The organism is Alphaproteobacteria bacterium, assembly GCA_015231795.1.
Taxonomy (GTDB): domain Bacteria; phylum Pseudomonadota; class Alphaproteobacteria; order Rhodospirillales; family WMHbin7; genus WMHbin7.
The window spans coordinates 83,057-102,079 of the sequence record JADGAX010000008.1 but is presented as its reverse complement, the minus strand read 5'-3'; the positions used below and the strand labels follow the sequence as shown (position 1 = coordinate 102,079).

Annotated in this window: 19 protein-coding genes and 1 pseudogene; 14 read left to right on the top strand and 6 right to left on the bottom strand. The window is 61.0% G+C overall.

The annotated features are described in order from the left end of the window. The first annotated feature begins 118 nt into the window (after window positions 1–118). Both HQL44_15105 and HQL44_15100 read left to right on the top strand, forming a co-directional pair. Entirely contained in the window at window positions 119–376 is a 258-nt protein-coding gene (locus tag HQL44_15105; protein ID MBF0269911.1) for a type II toxin-antitoxin system RelB/DinJ family antitoxin, read from the top strand. Further along, window positions 376–657, top strand: a complete 282-nt coding sequence (locus tag HQL44_15100) for a type II toxin-antitoxin system YafQ family toxin (GenBank protein MBF0269910.1) — start codon at window positions 376–378, stop codon at window positions 655–657. Before HQL44_15105 ends, HQL44_15100 begins: the two co-directional genes overlap by 1 nt. Here HQL44_15100 and HQL44_15095 read toward each other — a convergent pair. Next, window positions 654–860 (bottom strand): DUF465 domain-containing protein, encoded by a 207-nt coding sequence (locus HQL44_15095; GenBank protein MBF0269909.1) that lies wholly within the window; start codon window positions 858–860, stop codon window positions 654–656. The two genes, HQL44_15100 and HQL44_15095, sit on opposite strands and share 4 nt — an antisense overlap. A gap of 57 nt (window positions 861–917) precedes the next feature. On the opposite strand from HQL44_15095, the gene HQL44_15090 reads away from it, so the two are divergent. The 6 genes from HQL44_15090 (at window position 918) to HQL44_15065 (ending at window position 5,578) form a co-directional block, all read left to right on the top strand. Continuing rightward, a complete protein-coding gene (locus tag HQL44_15090) occupies window positions 918–2,018 on the top strand; it encodes an ATP-dependent 6-phosphofructokinase (GenBank protein ID MBF0269908.1) in 1,101 nt (366 codons plus the stop codon). A gap of 5 nt (window positions 2,019–2,023) precedes the next feature. Continuing rightward, window positions 2,024–2,845: a class I SAM-dependent methyltransferase gene (locus tag HQL44_15085; GenBank protein MBF0269907.1), complete on the top strand. Its 822-nt coding sequence runs from the start codon at window positions 2,024–2,026 to the stop codon at window positions 2,843–2,845. Between the two features lie 102 nt (window positions 2,846–2,947). Further along, window positions 2,948–3,112 (top strand): YdcH family protein, encoded by a 165-nt coding sequence (locus HQL44_15080; protein ID MBF0269906.1) that lies wholly within the window; start codon window positions 2,948–2,950, stop codon window positions 3,110–3,112. A gap of 119 nt (window positions 3,113–3,231) precedes the next feature. After that, window positions 3,232–3,714, top strand: coding sequence for a 5-(carboxyamino)imidazole ribonucleotide mutase (gene purE / locus HQL44_15075; protein MBF0269905.1), 483 nt, complete (start codon window positions 3,232–3,234; stop codon window positions 3,712–3,714). Between the two features lie 12 nt (window positions 3,715–3,726). Further along, complete coding sequence (locus tag HQL44_15070) at window positions 3,727–4,833, top strand: 5-(carboxyamino)imidazole ribonucleotide synthase (GenBank protein MBF0269904.1); 1,107 nt, start codon at window positions 3,727–3,729, stop codon at window positions 4,831–4,833. A gap of 91 nt (window positions 4,834–4,924) precedes the next feature. After that, window positions 4,925–5,578, top strand: coding sequence for a DedA family protein (locus HQL44_15065; GenBank protein MBF0269903.1), 654 nt, complete (start codon window positions 4,925–4,927; stop codon window positions 5,576–5,578). A gap of 4 nt (window positions 5,579–5,582) precedes the next feature. Here the strand turns inward: HQL44_15065 and HQL44_15060 are convergent, their stop codons facing one another. The 4 genes from HQL44_15060 to HQL44_15045 form a co-directional block, all read right to left on the bottom strand. Further along, window positions 5,583–6,350, bottom strand: coding sequence for a transglycosylase SLT domain-containing protein (locus HQL44_15060; protein MBF0269902.1), 768 nt, complete (start codon window positions 6,348–6,350; stop codon window positions 5,583–5,585). A 10-nt stretch (window positions 6,351–6,360) separates the two neighbouring features. Continuing rightward, complete coding sequence (locus HQL44_15055; protein ID MBF0269901.1) at window positions 6,361–6,825, bottom strand: hypothetical protein; 465 nt, start codon at window positions 6,823–6,825, stop codon at window positions 6,361–6,363. A 391-nt stretch (window positions 6,826–7,216) separates the two neighbouring features. After that, complete coding sequence (locus HQL44_15050; GenBank protein ID MBF0269900.1) at window positions 7,217–7,504, bottom strand: type II toxin-antitoxin system RelE/ParE family toxin; 288 nt, start codon at window positions 7,502–7,504, stop codon at window positions 7,217–7,219. Further along, window positions 7,504–7,740, bottom strand: a complete 237-nt coding sequence (locus tag HQL44_15045; protein MBF0269899.1) for a hypothetical protein — start codon at window positions 7,738–7,740, stop codon at window positions 7,504–7,506. The genes HQL44_15050 and HQL44_15045 overlap by 1 nt, the downstream gene beginning before the upstream one ends. Window positions 7,741–7,984: 244 nt before the next feature. Here HQL44_15045 and HQL44_15040 point away from each other — a divergent pair, with 244 nt between their 5' ends. The 3 genes and pseudogenes from HQL44_15040 (at window position 7,985) to chrA (ending at window position 11,904) form a co-directional block, all read left to right on the top strand. Then, window positions 7,985–9,895 (top strand): HAMP domain-containing histidine kinase, encoded by a 1,911-nt coding sequence (locus HQL44_15040; GenBank protein ID MBF0269898.1) that lies wholly within the window; start codon window positions 7,985–7,987, stop codon window positions 9,893–9,895. Between the two features lie 188 nt (window positions 9,896–10,083). Then, a pseudogene (locus HQL44_15035) lies at window positions 10,084–10,535 on the top strand (chromate resistance protein). 4 nt (window positions 10,536–10,539) lie between these two features. After that, window positions 10,540–11,904 carry a chromate efflux transporter gene (gene chrA, locus HQL44_15030; protein ID MBF0269897.1) on the top strand — a complete coding sequence of 455 codons (1,365 nt, stop codon included), beginning with the start codon at window positions 10,540–10,542 and terminating at the stop codon, window positions 11,902–11,904. On the opposite strand, the gene HQL44_15025 is transcribed toward chrA, so the two are convergent. Further along, complete coding sequence (locus HQL44_15025) at window positions 11,889–12,731, bottom strand: N-formylglutamate amidohydrolase (protein ID MBF0269896.1); 843 nt, start codon at window positions 12,729–12,731, stop codon at window positions 11,889–11,891. The two genes, chrA and HQL44_15025, sit on opposite strands and share 16 nt — an antisense overlap. Before the next feature lie 84 nt (window positions 12,732–12,815). Between HQL44_15025 and HQL44_15020 the strand changes: the two genes are divergently transcribed. From HQL44_15020 to HQL44_15010, 3 genes are read left to right on the top strand one after another with little or no spacing between them, the layout of a single operon-like run. Further along, window positions 12,816–14,060, top strand: a complete 1,245-nt coding sequence (locus HQL44_15020; GenBank protein ID MBF0269895.1) for a nucleoside:proton symporter — start codon at window positions 12,816–12,818, stop codon at window positions 14,058–14,060. Window positions 14,061–14,071: 11 nt separating this feature from the next. After that, complete coding sequence (locus HQL44_15015) at window positions 14,072–15,463, top strand: FAD-binding protein (protein ID MBF0269894.1); 1,392 nt, start codon at window positions 14,072–14,074, stop codon at window positions 15,461–15,463. Window positions 15,464–15,471: 8 nt separating this feature from the next. After that, window positions 15,472–18,927, top strand: coding sequence for an AsmA family protein (locus tag HQL44_15010; protein MBF0269893.1), 3,456 nt, complete (start codon window positions 15,472–15,474; stop codon window positions 18,925–18,927). Window positions 18,928–19,023: the final 96 nt, after the last annotated feature.

Genomic DNA, 19,023 nt, shown 5'->3' with positions numbered 1-19,023 from the left:
ATCAGGAAACAATCAAGACCTGTCCCTGTTTCTCTATTGATCTCGCTTCTCTCTGGCTTCTCGCGTCTCTTGTATCTGCACCCCATTTGGGGTACGTTTCTGGAAACGGAGAACCGCCATGCCCAAAACCGAGACCATCCGCGCCCGGGTAGAACCTGACCTCAAGCATGAGGCAGAGGCCGTGTTCGAAGCACTTGGCCTGACCTCGACCGAGGCGATCACCTTGTTCTACAAACAGGTCACGCTGCAGCACGGTTTGCCCTTCGAGGTGAAAATCCCCAACAAGGCGACGCTGGCGGCGATGCGGGATGCTGGGCAGGGCAAGAATTTGAAGAAGTGGAAAAGCCTGGAGGCTTTGAGAGCGGCCCATCGCTGATGCCGCCCTTTCCCCTGGATATCGTTACGACGCGCCAGTTCGAGCGCGATCTGAAGCTGGCCAGGAAGCGCGGGAAGAATCTCGAGAAACTATGGTCTGTCGTTGAAAGGCTGCAATCGGGCCTGCCCATCGATCCCCGCAACCGGCCTCATCGCCTGTCAGGCGACTGGGCGCCGCACTGGGAGTGTCACGTCGAAGCCGACTGGTTGCTGATCTGGCTTGTCTCTGAGGAGGAACTGGTTTTAACCAGAACCGGCACCCATGCCGATCTGTTCGATTAAGCGATAATGTCCGGTAACAAAATATTCTCGAGCTTGCTGATCTGATCCTTCAGAAGCAGCTTGCGTTTTTTCAGGCGTTGCATCTGTATTTGATCCAGGGGGGCTTTCTCGGCCAGCGTGGCGATGACGTCGTCGAGATCGCGATGCTCCGTTCGAAGCATGGCAAGCCGGGCCTTGAGTTCTTCCTGGGTCTCGTCGATCATGGGCCAAGACTAGCAGACTCAAAACCATTTGAACAAGTTGCATAAGGGACAGCGCGCATGGCCAACAGCCACAAAAAGACGATAGCGGTTCTGACCTCGGGGGGCGACTGCGCCGGGCTGAACGCGGTGATCCGCGCCGTGGTGGCCAGGGCCGTCGATGGCTATGGCTGGCGGGTGCTGGGCATCAAGGACGGCACGATGGGCCTGATGCAGCGGCCCTTGCAGTATCTGGAACTCGATCTCAACGTTTGCGGCGGCGACATGCTGCGCCAGGGCGGCACCTTCCTGGGCACCACCAACAAGGGCGACCCCTTCGCCTTTCCGATGCCGGACGGCACGAAGAAGGACCGGTCGAACGAACTTATCGAGGCGGTGCGCGAGCTTGGCATCGACGCCATGATCGCCATCGGCGGCGACGGGTCCTTGCGCATCATCCGCAAACTGGCCCAGCAGGGCAACATTCCCCTGGTCGCCGTGCCCAAGACCATCGACAACGACGTGCACCTGACGCAATCCTCGGTGGGGTTCAACACCGCCGTCGATGTCTGCGTCGAAGCGCTGGACCGGTTGCAGCCCACGGCGGCCAGCCATCATCGCATCATGATTCTGGAAGTGATGGGCCGCGACGCGGGTCATATCGCCCTGCATTCCGGCGTGGCGGGCGGCGCCGACGTGATCCTGATCCCCGAAATTCCCTATACGCTGGAGGGGGTGAAGGCCAAGCTCGACAGGGTGAAGGCCACTGGGCGCAATCACGGGCTGATGGTGGTGGCCGAGGGCGTGAAAACGGAAACCGGCGGTCCGGTCACGGTGGCCCATTCCGACCAACAGGTGCGTTACGGCGGCATCGGCCATTATCTGTCCGACAAGCTGGCCAATCTGGTGGGCGCCGAAACCCGCTATACGGTGCTGGGCCATGTGCAGCGGGGCGGCACGCCTTCGATGCGCGACCGCGTTCTGGCTTCGGCCTTCGGCGTGCATGCGGTCGATCTGGTGGCCTATGAGCGTTTCGACCGCATGGTGGCTTGGCAAGGCCGTGGCGTCACCGACGTGCCCCTGGCCGAAGTCGCCGGTGTCACGCGCTCGGTCTCGCTGGACGATCCCCTGCTGCGCTCGGCGCAGGGGCTTGGCATCTATGTCGGCGAAGCCAAGGTGTAAGGGCAGTGGAAGACTCGCCCTATCTGCCCGCCCTTGATTACATCTCGAACCGCATGGAGGGCGTGCAGGGCTTTCTGTCGCCCCTGGATGCCGGGCTGTTTTTAGCCCTGGATTTGGCGCAGAAAGGGGCGGGTGTTACGGGCGACATGGCGGAAATCGGCGTTTTGCATGGCCGCTCGGCCTTTCTGATGGCGCATCTGCTAAGGCCTGGCGAACGGATGCAGGCGATCGACATCTTCGATCTTTACTGGCCCAATCCGCCCTACAACCATCCCGACGCTTTCATCGGCAACGCGCTTGAACTGGGGTTCGACCTGGGCCGCTTCAATCTGGTCAAGGCGGATACGACCAAGGAACCGGCGCGGGTCCTGGAAAAGGTGGGTCAAGGCAAGGCCCGCCTGTTTCACGTCGATGGCGACCATCGATTGACGCATATCCTGGCCGATTCAAAGATCGCGCTCGAAGCCACCTCGCCAGACGGCGTGATCGTCTTTGACGACGTGTTCTCCTACCTGATGCCCGAAGTCACCGAGGGCATTCTGGCCACCTTCAAGGGGCGCGCCGATTTCGTTCCCCTGGCCCTGTCGCCCAACAAGGCCTATTTCTGCCCGCCCCACCTCAAATCGCGTTATGCCGCCTATGTCATCGAATGCCTGCCCAACAATCTGGATACCGAGGTCAGGCGCCTGCTGGACCATTGGGTGATCACCTTCTCGGCCCAAAAGCCGGTGGTGCTGCGCTATTTCGACCAGATGGCCGGGGATGGGGGGGAAGCGCTGCATCGCAGCATCAAGGGCCGGAATATCGATTTTTCCCTTCCGCCTTAAGCCGTTCCCCGGCAAGGTCATAAATGCTGACCCAGTTGTTGTTTTATCCACAACGGGTTTCGGTTAGGATTCTTGGGCCACCAACTCACATGGAGGCTCGAAATGAGCATAGAGGACCGCCTGGAATCTTTACGTACCAAACATGCCGCGCTTGAGGCGGCGTTGGAAAACGAGACCCACCGCCCCAGTCCCGACGATGTTCAAATTCACGAATTGAAACGCCAGAAATTGCGGCTTAAGGACGAGATGCATCGACTTAGTCCTTGATCCAGGCATTCCCGATCTTTCGAGGGCCGGTCTTAGGACCGGCCCTTTGTTATTTATTGCATCCGGCGGCGTCCTCCCTATAATCCCCGCTTTCCTGTGGCTAAAGGGCCTTTCGCGTTATGAGCCAGCCGTTGGTCGGCATCATCATGGGCAGCCAATCCGACTGGGAGACCATGCGCCATGCCGCTGGGATCCTGGATGAACTTGGCGTGGCGCATGAAGTGCGCATCGTTTCGGCCCATCGCACGCCCAAGCGGCTGGTCGATTACGCCGAAAGCGCCGTGTCCAGGGGGCTTAAGGTCATCATCGCGGGGGCGGGCGGGGCTGCCCATCTGCCCGGCATGACCGCGTCCATGACCCGCTTGCCGGTGTTCGGCGTTCCCGTCGAAAGTCAGGCCTTGAAAGGCATGGACAGTCTGTTGTCCATCGTCCAGATGCCTGCGGGCATTCCCGTGGGTACATTGGCCATCGGAAGGGCGGGCGCCGTCAACGCCGCCTTGCTGGCCGCCAGCGTCCTGGCCCTGTCGGACCCCAAACTGGCCCAAGCCGTCGATGAAAGAAGGGCCACCCAGACGGCCTCGGTCGCCGACGAACCGGTCTGACGGAACAACTTCATGCCCTCTCATCGTCCGATTCCGCCCGGCGGCACCATTGGCATTTTAGGCGGCGGACAATTGGGCCGCATGACGGCCCTGGCGGCGGCGTCGCTGGGCTATCGGGCGCATATCTTCACGCCGGAAGAAAACAGCCCCGCCGCCCAGGTGTCGGACGCCGTCACCGTGGCTTCGTTCGAAGACGAGGCGGCGCTGGCCAAGTTCGCGTCCCAGGTCGATGCGGTCACGCTGGAATTCGAGAACATTCCGTCCAGTCCGGTGCGTTTTCTCGAGCGCTTGATTCCCGTGCGGCCCGGATCGTATGCGCTGGAAACCGCCCAGGACCGGCTTTGCGAGAAGCGCTTCTTCAACGATCTCGGCATCGAGACGGCGCCTTGGCGCGACGTCGGTTCGGCCCTTGATCTGAAGGCCGCCGTGCTGGAACTCGGCACGCCCTCGATCCTGAAGACGGCCAGGCTTGGCTATGACGGCAAAGGGCAGGTCAAGATCGGCCCGGACACCAATCTGGACCAAGCCTGGGACAGTCTGGCGACGGAGCGGGCGGTTCTTGAAGGTTTTGTGACGTTCGAGCGCGAGATATCGGCCCTGGTCGCCCGCGGCCTGGATGGAAGCTGGGCGGCTTGGGATGTGGTGGAAAATGTTCACACCCACCATATCCTGGACACCACCACCGCCCCGGCGCCGATTTCCAGCGATCTGCGCGACAAAGCGCTGGCCATCGCCCATCAGGCGGTCGATGCTTTAAATCTGGTCGGCGTGCTGGCGGTCGAGATGTTCCTGACCGGCGATGGCCGCCTGCTGGTCAATGAAATGGCGCCCAGACCCCATAATTCCGGCCATTGGACGATCGACGCCTGCCTGACCAGCCAGTTCGAGCAAGTGGTGCGCGCCGTTTGCGGCCTGCCCCTGGGATCGCCCCGACGTCATTCCGACGCGGTGATGACCAATCTGATCGGCGAAGCGGCCGGCAAGTGGGAAGCCCTGTTGGGCGAACCCAACGCCAAATTGCACCTGTATGGAAAAACGCAAATGCGCCCAGGTCGCAAGATGGGGCATGTGACGCGTCTTTATCCGCTGGACAGCCTGCCCCTGGCGGGTCACAAATAGCGCACTTGCGAAAAGGAAGGTCGGCCATTGACGGAAGCCTCCGTCTTGACGACATTGAAAAAAACGCCAGCGCTTTGCACCCGGGACCATCTTGGACGAAATCTTACAGCACGCTCGCAGCTTTCTGGAAAGCTACCATTACCTTGTCTATGCGGTGGTGGTGATCTGGACCTTTTTGGAAGGCGAAACCTTCATCATCGTGCTGGGATACTTGGCCCAGGAAGGCACTTATCACATCAATATCTGGCTGGTCATGCTGTTCGCGCTGATGGGCAGCTTCATCGGCGATCAGTTCTATTTCTATATCGGACGGCGCTACGGACAGCCCTTGCTGGCCCGCTGGCCGGGCATGGAAAAGAAAGTCGAATGGGCCTTTCACATGGTCCGCGACCATCAGACCCTGTTCATCCTGTCTTTCCGTTTCATCTACGGCGTGCGCAACATCAGCCCCTTCGTGATCGGCATGAGCGGCGTTTCGCGCTTGAAATATTTCATCCTCAATTTCATCGCCGCCGCCGTCTGGGCCAATGCCTTCGCCTGGGGCGGCTATTTCCTGGGCGTCGCCATGGGCGAATGGCTGGGGGCGTACAAATTCCACATCATGGGCGGTTTCGTCGCCCTGTTCGTCGTGCTGTGGTTCTTTAGCACCATGAAGCGCAGGCGCGCCCAACAGGCGGCCATCGCCGCCGAAGAGGCCGAAGCCCTGGCGGCTTCCAACGCCGCCCCGAAAACGCCCGAAGTTTAGAAAATCAAACGCCGCCCCTGGCCGTCTTGCGGTTCTTGTATTCGGCCAGCCTTGCCTCGCGCCAGGCATTGGCGAAGTTCCTGGCTTCCTGTCTGGCCGCCTCGCTGGGGGGCGTGGCGATATGGGCGACCGCCTGGACTTTGGCGGGCTGACGGTTGGCGTTGGCGGCGCTGGGCGCGGTGATTTGCGGTCTGGGCTGGATGGCGGGCGCCGAAGCCAGTTTGGCCGTGGCGCCGTCGGCAGGCTTGGCGAATGCCGGGCGAACCAGGGTCCAGTCAGCCGTTTGAAGCGTTTCCTGGGCGATGGGGCCGCTCGGAGCCGCTTCGCCGTTCCAGGCGGCCAGAACCTTGGCCCGGTAGCGCGCCCCCAGTTCGGGCGTGGCCGAGTGGTAGTGGCTGGCCGCCGTCATCCAATCTTGATGGGTCTGGTAAAGCGACCCCAGGAAGCGGGCGGCATAGCTGGCGTTGGTGGCGGGATCGAAGGCCTCGTCCAGGGAATCGAAAGCTTCGGCGTGGAAATGCAGGTTGATCTGCATGCAACCGACGTCGATGTTGCGAATGCCTTGCGCCTTCATGCGTCGGACCTCGGCAATCGCTTCCGCCTTGCTAGCGAAAAATTGCCCATTGCTGCCCGATGTCACCGTCCAGGGCCAGGCCAGGGCGGCGCGGCGTTCCTTGTCCCAGCGTCCGGACTCGACGGCTGAAATGGCGGCCAGCAGGCCTTTTGGGATGCCTGCCTCGGCCTCGGCCCTGGCAACTTGGGTGCTGCACAAGGCAAATGGGTCATTTTGGGCGGCCGCCGGGGCCGAAACCAGCAAAGCCAGAAACAGGGCGGGAAGGGCGAAGAGGGGGCGGCAGTGCTTTGACATGTTTGCGGTTCCTGATATCCGCAATATCCGATGCAATGTGCGGGCCAGAAGCAGGCGACCGGCGGCGCTTTCCAATAGATGCCTGAGAGGAAAAGAGTTTATCAGCTATGCAAAAATGCTCTTGCACCGCAACATCTGTATCGCTATATTTCGCACTGCAGCAATTGAGCGTCAACGACGCTGACTTGTCTGCTTTCTTGGACGTTTCCTCCCTAGACTTGGGCCGCAGTTCGCTGCGGCCCCTTTTTTTGTTCAAAATCAATGGATTGCCCAGAAACAGGAAATTGGGGTCCAGCAGGAAATTGGGGAAATTGGGGGAAATTGGAGTTGTGGGGTCGGTTGTGGGGGCAGAGTCGATCTTTTCCCTACCCAGCTTCATGGGGCGAAAATGAAATCGACTCTGACCCCAATTTCCCCCAAACGTTTTTCCTGAAATAGTAGGGATGGCTATTAATTATAGTCACTTTGTTATTGTTGGCGATTTTATATTTAGCAATTTAGATACTAGATAGTTAAAGTCTTAAATTTGCTGGACGTGTAGAGCTTGCGCCAAAAAATATGCTACCAAGAAATTGGGGTCAGAGTCGATTTTTTTCCCTACCCGGCTTCATGGGCCGCAAAAGAAATCAACTCTGACCCCATATCTCTTGACCCCATATCTCTACCATATCTCTATCTCAAGAAATCAACTCTGACCCCATATCCACGCGCCCGCCGAGGGGCCGATCTTAGCGCATTACGGGCATATCTGAAAGAACGGCCTTGGACATTTAAAGCAGCGTCTTCAAATCACGCATGCCGTGCAGGACGCGGATGATCAAGATGCCGTCATCGATGGGGCGGTAGAAAACGATATATTGTCCGACGGGAAAGCTGCGCAGCCCTGGCGAGATTTCGTCGCGCGTGCGCCCGGCCAAAGGCATTCCTGCCCACAATTTGCAGGCGGTTTCGATCTCTTGGGCGAAGGCCATCCCCCGGCCAGGGCGGTCGCTGTCGATGTAATCGGCAATTTCAAAAAGGTCGCGCCGGGCTGCGGGCTGAAAAAATGCCCCAGCCATTAAGACAGCTTGTGCGACTTTGCCGTCAGGTGGCGTTTCAGATCGGCGAAGACCTGCGCGGCCTCGACCGGTTCGCCGCTGCTATCGCCCTCGGCAATGGCTTTGCTCAGCTCCGCGAGCTTCGCTTCATCCTCGGCGTCGCGGATCAGCATGGTGACATGTCGACCGCCCGACAAACCCGCCTTGGCGAGATCGGCTGCCGCAGTCCTGACCGTCGTTTCGATCTTAGTTGCCATGCAAAGCATGATAGCCGAAGGAGTTGGATTGGCAAAGGGTGGTTGATTCCGCAAGCGCTTAAGACACGCTCCGTGCTTTTAAAACACTAAATTCAATGGGTTCAATGAGATGCTGGCGCATTTAAAATGCACCCCCAGCAAAGCCCCGCGTTTTTGCGGGGCTGCCACGTTGTATCGGCAAATACATATCCCTATATTTTTTGCTAATATTACGAAATAAGTTCCATCTGAACGGAACAAAAGAATGCCTGATTGCAGTCTGTCCTCGCGGATGTGGGGACGCGTGTGCCTGTTTGCGTTTCTGGTCGGCCTTGCCTTGTTCCCGGGGCGGGGGGCGCTTGCGTCGCCGGAGCGGTTGAATCTGCTGGTCTTGTCTAGTTTCAACAAGGATTTGCCCGCCCAGGCCGCTTTCGAGCGCGGGTTGGACCATGTGCTTGGCTACCGCGCCGGGCAGAGCAACGTCTATTTTGAATTTCTGGATGCCTCGCGCCTGCCCGCCGATCAGGCGGCGCAAGGTGTTCGCGCCCTAATCGCCAAGAAATACAAGGACCAACGGTTCGACGCGGTGATCGCTTGGGCGCTTCCGGCGGCGGCGCTGGCGGCGGCAAGCCGCGATCTTTTGGGCGAAGAAACGCCCATCATCTATCTTGAATTGTCCGATACGGACGTAGCGGCGATCAACATGTCGCCCGAGCGCGACGTCAGCATCACGGTCAAGACCGATTACGAAACCTCGCTCAGCGAGGCGCTGCGCCTTAGCCAGGCCAAGCGCATCGCGGTGATCGTCGAGCAGTCGAATGCGATGGGTCGGACGAGACTGAATAATTTCAGGCAGGCCAAAGACAAGGTTGCCCCCAACCTTCCGGTCGATGAACTGTTCGACTTGCCGCTTGACGAAACGATCGCCAGAACCTCGAAACTGCCGCCGGGAACGATCATCTATTACCTGCTGATGTTCTCGGATGGTCGCGGCGCGCAGTTGACGCCCTTCGAGGCGGCGCGCCGCATCGCCGAGACGGCGAATGCGCCCATCTTCAGCAATTGGGAAAGCCTGATGGGCAGCGGCGTCGTCGGCGGATACCAACTCAGCGTCGAGGTTGTCGGGCGCAATGTCGGCAAGGCGGTTCAGGACATCAGCCAGGACAGGCCGGTCACTCATCCGGCCAGCATGCGCCATGTCTATGATTGGACGCAGTTGGACAAGTGGGGGTGGGACGACCGCAAGAAACTGCAGCCGGGTTCAATCATTCTGAACCAGCCGCCCGATCTTCTCGAGGCCTATCGCTGGCACCTGTTGACGCTGACGCTGTTCGTGCTGGCCTTGATCGTGTTGGCCGTTTCCCTGGCTCGCGCCCTGCACGCCAAGAATCTGGCGGCCAGGGATTTGGCCCGCGAGCGCGAAACTTTGGCCCAACGCGTGGAAACGAGAACCGCCGAACTGGTCCGCTCGAACAAGGAGTTGGAGAGTTTCGCCTATGCCATTTCGCACGATCTGCGCGCCCCCATGCGCAACATCAACGGCTTCGCGCAATTGCTGGATCGGCGCTTCAAGGATGTCCTGACCGGCGAAGGCGCCGAGTTTCTTGAACATATCCGCGCGGGCGCCCAGCAGATGGACGCGATGATTCTGGGGCTGCTCGATTATTCCAGGGTCGGCCATCAATCCGCCGATTCGTATTCCAGCGCCAGCATTCCCGAGATTGCAATAGAAGCGGCGGACATGCTGCAGCCCCTTGCCGCATCGGCCAGCGGGGCTATCGACGTGGCGGCCAGGGCCGACCTGCCCAATGTGCGATGCAATCGGGAACTGATCAGGCGCCTGATCCAGAACTTGATCGAGAACGCGCTGAAATACCGCCATCCCGACCGCGCGCCTCGGGTGCGCATCGACTTTTTTCCAGGCAAGGGCGAGATCAAGGTTTCGGTGCGCGACAACGGCATCGGCATTCCTGAAGACAGGCGCGAGCGCGTCTTTCAGCTGTTCCAGCGCGACGCGGGCGCGTCCATTCCCGGTTACGGCATCGGCCTAGCCCTCTGCCAGCGCATCGTCAAGGCGCATGGCGGCGACATCTGGATCGAAAGCGAACCCGGCGGCGGCAGCAATTTCATTTTCACGCTGAAGGAAAATCCGTCGACGGTCGGCGATCCTTCCTGATTGATTCCGACATAGGAAAGAGCTAGTTATTCAGAACCGGGCCGCAGACGCCCGGTTAGACGGCCCGCCCAATCTGGCGAATCGTCCAAGTTCTGCACTCGCCCCAAAACCGGGGAGGGTGTGGCTTGGCCGGAATTCATGGATGATTGGCCGATCCGCATCCTTTCCACAACGCAAAGGATGCCGCCATGAAATGGATCACCCGCGAACGCCCCAAGATCGACCGCATCGCCTGCCCTTGGCTGATTGCGCGCTTCATCGACGACGCGCCCGAATTCCTGTATGTCCCCAAGGAACAGGTTTTCACGGTCGCCGAACAGGAACAGGCCATTCCCTATGACATTCCAGGCGCCGACCTGTCGCATCAGGGCGAGCTTTGCAGCTTCGACATTTTTCTTGAACGCTACAAGCTGACCCAGCCCCAGTTGCGCCGTCTGGCGGTTATCGTGCGCGGCGCGGCGCGGATACGGATCGGTTGGACTTGGCTCCGCAGGCATCCGGCCTGCTGGCCATCTCGCTGGGCCTGTCGGCCTTGTTCGAAGACGATCACGAGATGCTTAGGCATGGCATGTTCATCTACGATTCACTCTACGCCTGGCTGAAAAGCTGCCAGACTGAAACCCATAGCTGGACGGCGTGAGGACATGATGGAACAAACGAACAAAGGCGTTAGCTTCGGCGAGGCCTTTCGCCTGTGGCTGAAAATAGGACTGATCGGCTTCGGAGGGCCGGCGGGACAGATCGCCCTGATGCACCGGCTGCTGGTCGATGAGAAGAAGTGGATTTCCGAAAGCCGTTTCTTGCATGCGCTGAATTATTGCATGCTGCTGCCGGGACCCGAGGCCCAGCAACTGGCCACCTATATGGGATGGCTTTTGCATCGCACGGCGGGCGGCTTGGCGGCGGGCATTTTGTTCGTGCTGCCCGGCGCCATCGTGATGTGGGGCTTGAGCGTGCTGTACGCCACGCTGCATGAATTGCCGGTGGTCGAAGCCCTGTTCTTCGGCATCAAGGCCGCCGTGCTGGCCGTGGTGGTGGAAGCCTTGCTGCGCATCGCCAAACGCGCACTCAAGAACCGCTTCATGTACGGTCTGGCCGGTCTGGCCTTCTTCGCCATTTTCTTTCTGGATCTGCCCTTTCCCCTGATCGTGGCAGGCGCCGGATTGATCGGCTTTTTGGGGGGGCGCAAGTGGCCGCACGTCTTCGTGCAAGCCAAGAAAGCCGTCAAGAAAGAAGACGAAGCGGTGATCGACGCCGCCTTTCTGGCGGGAAGCCTTGACCACACCAAACCGTCGGCGGGCCGCGCGCTAAAAGTATCGGCGGTCTGGCTGACCTTGTGGCTGGCCCCCCTTCTCCTCTTCGCCGCATTTCTGGGGGTTGGCCATGTCTTCACCCAGGAGGGCATTTTCTTCAGCAAGATGGCGGTGGTGACCTTCGGCGGCGCTTACGCCGTGCTGGCCTATGTCGCCCAACAGGCGGTGGGCACTTACGGCTGGCTGCAACCGGGCGAGATGCTGGATGGGTTGGGTTTGGCCGAAACCACGCCGGGACCGTTGATCATGGTGCTGCAATTCGTGGGTTTCCTGGCCGCGTGGCGCAATCCGGGGCCGCTTGATCCCTTGGTGGCCGGAACCATCGGCGCGGTGGTGACCACCTATGTCACCTTCGTTCCCTGCTTTCTTTGGATCTTCCTGGGAGCGCCCTATATCGAAGCCCTGCGCGGCAACCAAAGCCTGAATGCCGCCCTGTCGGCGATCACGGCGGCGGTGGTGGGCGTCATCTTGAACCTGTCGGTCTGGTTCGCGCTGCATGTCTTGTTCGCCAAGCTGGACGAAGTGCGGATGTTCGGCATGAAGTTGCTGGTTCCCGACCTGTCCAGTCTGGACGCGCTGGCGCTGGCTCTTTCGGCGGCGGCCATTCTGGCGACGCTGAAATTCAAGATGGGCATGCTGAAAGTGTTGTTGGCCAGCGCCCTTCTGGGGGCCGTCTTATATTACGCGAGGCTGTGAACGATCCGACCCATCCGGGCAAACAAGTCGCCCAGATGGGTCGTCAGTTCCGCCAGTCCCGGCTGGCGTTCGAAGCTGCGTTCGTCCATGTAAAGGCCGCGCCTGATCTCGATTTGCAGGGCGTGAATCCCCGTCTCGGGTTTTCCGTAATGGCGCGTCGTATAGCCGCCCGCATAGGGCTGGTTGCGAGAGACGTTCAGCCCCAGTTCCAGGAAGAACCGTTCCGCTTCATCAACGATGGATGGATCGGCGGTGGCGCCGAAACCGTCGCCCAGCGAGATATCGATGGGATCGATCTCGCGCCCGCTGGGCATGCTGTGACAGTCGATCAAAAGGCAGGTTCCGAAATGCTGTCTGGTGGTTTCGGTCAATTCGGCCAAGCAGTCGTGATAGGGACGCCAAGCCATGGACAGCCGCGCCTTGATTTCGGCCATCGGCAGCTGGGCCGCGTGGATCGTCCGCCCGCCGGTCAGCAGCCTGGGCACCACGCCCAGCCCGGCCCGCACGTTGTTGGAGGCCAGGAACGAGGCTTCGGCGTTAGCGTCCGGCGTCAGCAAGGGATCGATTTCGCCTGCGTCCCGGTTCACATCCAGCCAGATGCGGGGAAACAGGGCGCACAGCAGGGGAATGCCCAGGGCTGGCGCCTGAGACGCCAGTTCATCGGCGAAGGCATCCTCGGTGACGCGCAATTGCGGCAAGCCGATCACGGTCCCGCTTGAAAAACGTTCCCCGTAATCGCGCCCGGCATGCGGAACGGCGACCACCAGGGGAAGGGTCTGGCTGGTGGGCTGTTGCAAGCTGAACAGGCTGGGGTCCAAGGCGCGCATCCATTAGATTAACGTGAAACGCCAAGCCGTTGCCAGCCCCCAGCCCAGGGGGTAGTGTCGGATTCAAACGAAAGGGGAGGGCGCTTGGAACAGTTGCAAAGCATTGTCGGGCTTCTGGGCTTGGTGGCCGTCGCCTGGATGTTCAGCGAGGGCAAGCGCCTCGTCTCATGGCGTCTGGTTCTGGCGGGCCTTGCCGTGCAAATCGCCCTGGCCGCCTTGTTGCTGAAATTTCCGGGCGTCAAGGAAGCCTTTGCCGTCCTTGGAAATATAGTGGCCGTCTTGCAAGGGGCCACTCAGGCCGGAACCTCGTTCGTGTTCGGCTTTCTGGGCGGCGGGGCGCTGCCCTTTGCCGAGAGCGCCCCCGGCTCCAGTTTCGTGCTGGCCTTCCAGGCCTTGCCCCTGGTGCTGCTGATGAGCGCCTTGTCGGCGCTGCTCTATCACTGGCGCATCCTGCCCTTGGTGGTGCGCGGCTTTGCCTTCCTGCTTGAGAAGAGCATGAAAGTGGGCGGCGCCGTCGGCGTCAGCGCCGCCGCCAACGCCTTTCTGGGCATGGTCGAAGCGCCGCTGCTGATCAGGCCCTATCTCGAACGCTTAAGCCGGGGCGAATTGTTCGTGGTCATGACTTGCGGCATGGCTACCATCGCCGGGACCGTGATGGTGCTTTACGCCACCTTCCTGAACGGCGTCATTCCCGATCCCATCGGCCATCTGCTGACCGCCTCGCTGATCAGCGTTCCCGCCGCAGTGATGGTGGGCAAGATCATGGTGCCGGACACGGGAAAAACCGCCAGCGAAGCACTTGCCCCCGAAGCCCTGTATGCCGGTTCGATGGATGCCGTCGCCAAAGGAACCCAGGACGGCATTCAACTGCTGCTGAACATCACGGCGATGCTGATCGTGCTGGTCGGGTTGGTCTATCTGGGCAATGCGGCCTTGAATCTGTTGCCCGATTTCGCGGGCAGGCCGGTGACGCTGGAACGCATTTTCTCCTGGCCGATGATCCCGCTGGTCTGGCTGATGGGAATTCCCGCCCAGGATGTGTTCGTGGCCGCCGAACTGATGGGGGTCAAGACGGTGTTGAACGAACTGCTGGCTTACCTCAAAATGTCCCAATTGCCCCAAGGGGCCTTGAACGAGCGCTCGCGCCTCCTCATGACATACGGTATGTGCGGTTTCGCCAATTTCGGAAGTCTTGGCATCATGATCGGCGGCATGGGGGCTTTGGCCCCGACGCGACGGGCCGAGATCGTCGAGCTTGGCGTGAAGTCGATCCTCTCCGGCACGTTGGCCAGTCTGATGACCGGCGCCGTGGCGGGGCTGCTGATTTAGGAGACATATCCATGGACAAGCCAGTTCGCCGGACGGCTCCCCCTGAATTGATCGCCGAGTTGAAAGCGCTTCTGGGCGAGCGCCTCAGCACCTCGGGCGCGGTGTGCGAGCAGCACGGCCACGACGAATCCTATCACGAGACGGCCTTGCCCGACGCCGTGGCCTTCGCCCAATCGACCGAAGAGGTCAGCGCCATCGTCAAGGCCTGCGCCAAGCGCCGCGTGCCCGTGGTCGCCTTCGGCACCGGCACCTCGCTGGAAGGCCATGTGGCGGCGCTGGAAGGCGGGGTCTGCATCGATCTGATGGGGATGAACAAGATCGTCGCCGTGCGTCCCGAGGATTTGGACGTGACGGTCCAGGCAGGCGTCACGCGCAAGCAGTTGAACGAATTCTTACGCGATCAGGGCCTGTTCTTTCCGGTCGATCCGGGGGCCGACGCCAGCCTGGGCGGCATGGCGGCGACCCGCGCTTCCGGCACCAACGCCGTGCGCTACGGCACCATGAAAGAGGCCGTGCTGTCGGCCACCGTCGTGTTGCCCGACGGACAGATCATCACCACGGCGTCCAGGGCCAAGAAGTCGGCGGCGGGATACGACCTGACCCATCTGTTCGTCGGCTGCGAGGGAACGCTGGGCATCATCACCGAATTGACCTTGCGTCTGTACGGCATTCCGGAAGCCATCTCGGCGGCTGTCTGCTCGTTTCCCAGCGTCGAGGCCGCCGTCAACACCGTGATCCTGATCATCCAAAGCGGCATTCCGGTGGCCAGAATGGAATTGCTGGACGAAACCTCGGTGATGGCGGTCAATCGATTCGCCAAGCTCGATCTTTTGGAAAAGCCCACCTTGTTCTTCGAATTCCACGGTTCCCAACAAGGGGTGGCGGAACAGGCCGAGACGGTGGGCGCCATCGCCGCCGAAGAGGGCGGCGAGCGCTTTACCTGGGCGGCCAAGACTGAGGATCGTTCGAAAATGTGGCAGGCCAGGCACGACGCCTATTACGCGGCGCTGGCCTTGAAGCCCGGCTGCAAGGGTTTGACGACGGACGTCTGCGTGCCCATCTCGCGACTGGCCGAGGCCATCGGCGAAACGCGGGCCGACGTTTCGCAATCCTTCCTGACGGCGGCCATCGTGGGGCATGTCGGCGACGGCAATTTCCACACCATCTTTCTGATCGAGCCGGGCGTTGAGAAAGACCTGTCGGAAGCCAAGCGCTTGAGCGGGCGTATGGTCGAGCGCGCCCTGGCCATGGGCGGCACCTGCACCGGCGAACATGGCATCGGCACCGGCAAGATGCACTATCTTGAAAAGGAATTCGGCCCGGCGGCCGATCTGATGCGCACGCTAAAGCGCGCCATTGATCCTTTGAACATCATGAATCCCGGGAAGGTGATCCGCGTATGAAATTGGACATGACGCGGATCGAACCTTTTCGAAAGTCCCTGATCGTTCTGGGCGCCCTGGCGCTGACCGTCTCGGCGGTCGGCTTCATCGCTCCCTTGTTCGTCAAGGCGGACCGCTTCCGTCCCGAGATCGAGAGCAAATTGACGCAAGCCCTTGGCCACCCGGTCAGCATCGAATCGGGGATCGATTTCAGGTTGTTGCCTTCGCCCGCAGTGACCTTGCGCGGCGTGAAGGTCAAGGCGCCAAAGGGGGCTGCGGATCCCGATCTGCTTGACCTGCGCAAGGCGCGCGTCGAGTTGTCGCTTTTGAAGATGGCGCAGGGCCGCATCGCCTTCCAGGCCATCTTGCTGGACGGCGCCACGGTGACCTTGGAAACCATGGCCGATGGATCGCCCAGTTGGTTGCCCACAACCTCGGTGGCTCCGGCGCAGGCCCTGCCGCCCAAGCAAGAAGGCAAGGACGCTTCTTCGTCTCAGGATAAGGGCCAAGCGCCCAGCGTCGAGATCAATCATCTTCAAGTGTCGAACGCCACGGTGATCGTGAAGGACGCCAGAACCCAGGCCATGCAGAAGTTCGACGGCATTGGATTGGACGCCGAGGCGGGATCCCTGACGGGTCCTTATAAATTCGAGGGTCAGGCGAATTTCCTGGGCCAGCCGGTGTTGCTGTCCGGCGGTCTGGAAGAACTGCGCCGCGACCGCGCCTCTCCGCTCAATATCGAATTCACCTTGCCCGGTCCCGGCTTCAAGGCCCGCTATGGCGGCCTGCTCAGCCTGCTTTCCGGCGGCTATGCGGCCAGGGGAAAGCTGGTGGTCGAGGCGCCCAGCCTGGATGGCTTGGCCCGTTCGCTGGGCGTGGCGCAGGGGTTGGCGCCCGATCCGCTGCGCATCGAATCGACCTTGGCGGCTTCGGCCAATACGATCTCGCTGGATGAGACCCGCATCGAACTGGCGGGCGGCAAGGGATATGGCAAGCTGAAACTGGTGCTGGGCGCCGAAAGCCGCTTGGAAGCGCGTCTTGAAATGGACCGCCTCGATCTTGACCGCCTGACGCCCAAAGGGGCGCAGCCGCAAGCGACCGCGCAGCCCGTCGCACGAACAACAGGCGGGGCCGAGAAGGCGGGGCCGAGCGACAAGCCGCAGGAAACGGCCAAGACGCCATCGGCAAAGACCGTGCAATTGCCGGGCAATCTTGCCGCCATTTTCGATCTGCGCGTGGGCAGCGTGGCTTGGAATGGTCAGTCCATCGAACAAGTTCATTTCGACGCGGCCTTGAATGCGGGCGAACTGACGGTCAGCCAGGCGTCGCTGCAATTGCCGGGCGGCGGTGAAGCGGCCTTCTTCGGTTTCGTCAACAATGTGCCGCAAGGCTTGAAGTTCGAAGGCAATCTGGAAGCGCAGACGCCCAAGCTGCGCGCCACGCTGGCTTGGCTGGGCGGCGAACCCAAGAACCTTGCCGCCAACCGCCTGCAAAATTTCCGGCTGAAGGCCAGCGTCCAGGGCACGTCACAAGAAGTGCGGCTGACCAATCTGGATATGACGTTGGACGAAACGCGCCTTCTGGGGGCGGCCATCTTGAAGCCGGGCGTCAGGCCCGCCGTGGGGCTGGCGCTCGATCTGAACCGCCTCGATCTCGATTCGTATCTGGCGAGCCAGCCGGTTTCGCAGCAGACGGAAAAGGAAAGCGCTTCCACCTCTTCGTCGCCGGTTGCGAAAGGCGCCGCTCCTCCCGCCGCTTCCAAGGCGCAAATCTCGCCCTTGGCCTTCCTGACGGGCTTTGACGCGAATATCCGGCTGACCGCCAACAACGTGGTCTGGAAAAAAACGGCGGCCAACAAAATACTGATCGACGGTTCGCTGCTGAATGGCGATCTGATGATGAAGGATGCGGGCGTGGGCGATCTGGCCGGATCAAACCTGCGCTTGAAGGGCGGCATCGAGGGATTGAGCAAAGGCCTGCCCAGCTTCAAGAAACTGTCGCTTGAGCTGGCCAGCCGCCAACCCGCTCTGCTGGCGGCGATAGCCGGTCTTTCGGCGTCGGGATTGGACGATCTTGGCCCCTTGGCCTTGACCGCCATGTTGGATGGCGGGGTGGACGGGTTGGATTTGTCAGCACTTCTGAGCGCCAAGGGCGCCGACGCCAGGCTAGACGGCAAAATTCACGACATCGTCAGCCTGTCGCCGCGTTTTGACGGCAAGATGTCGCTCAAACATCCCAACGCGGCGCAACTGCTCAAGCAAGACGGCCATTGGGGGCCGCTGGACTTGGCGTCATCGCTGTCGGCCGATCCTGCGAAGATCGACCTGTCAAATCTGGCGCTCCTTCTGGGCAAGGGAAAGGTCGAAGGCGGCGCGCAGATTCTGCTGACCGGCGCTCGCCCGCAACTGACGGCGAAGCTCACGGGCGGCGAGATCGACCTGGACGCCTATATGCCCAGGAAGATGGCGGCGCTTGGCCGTCACGGCATGCCCCTGCCCGAGAAGATTGGCGTTCAATTGGCGGCGCTGGCCCAAGGCGGCGGCGCGCGCTGGTCTTCATCGCCCATCGATTTGTCGGGCTTGAAAGATATCGACGCCAAGGCGGACATCAGCCTGGCTGGCTTGCGCGTGTCGGGCATTCGCATGTTAAAGCCGGTTGCCAGCGCCGAACTTAGAGACGGCGTTCTTACGGTGTCGAAACTGACCGCAACCTTGTGGGGCGGCGCGCTGGACGCCCAGGCGCGTCTGGTGGCTGGGGCTGGCATGCAGGTCGAGAGCAAGGCGACGCTGGTGGGCGCCGATCTGAAATCCACGTTGAGCGAATTGGCGGGCCTTCATCAGGCGGCTGGGAAATATGATGCGCAATTCAGCCTAACGTCGTCGGGCAGAAGCGAGGCCGAGCTGGTGTCGCATCTGACCGGCAATGGCGGTTTCGCCGCCAAGGACGGCGTGGTGGAGGGGATCGATCTTCCCGCCGTCAATCGCCAGTTGGCCAACATCAACAATGTGGCGGCCCTGGCGGGGCTGGCTTCCACGGTTTCCGGCGGCGGCAAAACCGCCTTCAGCCAGATGTCGGCCAGCTTCAAGGCGAATAACGGCATCGTCACCAGCAACGACATCAAACTGGTGGCCGATGGCGGCACGGGGTCGGGCACCATGCAGGCCGATTTGCCGCAATGGACCCAGGACGCCAAGCTCGCCTTCAAGCTGACGGGCAGCGCCAATGGCCCGTCGCTGGGCGTTCGCCTGCAAGGCCCCCTGGACGCGCCGCGCAAATTCGTCGATATCGACGATCTGCAGCGCTGGGCGGTCGAGAAGGGCTTGATGAAGGGACTGAAGGCCAAGGGCCTGGACGGTTTGCTGGGCGGCGGTTCCGCGCCGCAGCAGCAAGCGCCGTCTTCGCCATCGGCGGATCAACCTGCGCAGCAACCGGCGCAAAAGGAAAAGCCCTCGAAGATCCTCAAGAACATTCTGAAGGGGTTGTAGGGTCAAAACTCATGAACCCCGCGAGACGCGCTTCTGAAGGAAATGGCCGAATGACAGGAAAAACGCGATGAGCGTATCGGGAATACGGTCGAGCGT